Consider the following 207-nt stretch of genomic DNA (forward strand, 5'->3'; position numbering starts at 1 on the left):
TAATCATGTGAGTGTAGCCAAGGTCGACAGGGCTCACGTAGTAATCACTAATGTCGTCAGACGAGAAACTCCCCGCGACAGAATAAGTTCCTTCGTAGCTATTGGCGTCTAACCACTCGCGATACTCACGCATCTCTTCACCCGTGTAAATTGCTGGAACGTGGGTCGTTACCCATCCAAGTTTGACGCTAAGTGGTTCGTACGCCC

General features: G+C 50.2%; 1 pseudogene. It reads right to left on the bottom strand.

The features are described from left to right. Positions 1 to 207 (bottom strand): annotated as a pseudogene (locus tag AUR66_RS22570) (aminomethyl transferase family protein); the annotation flags it as partial.

Source organism: Haloferax profundi (assembly GCF_001469865.1).
GTDB lineage: Archaea > Halobacteriota > Halobacteria > Halobacteriales > Haloferacaceae > Haloferax > Haloferax profundi.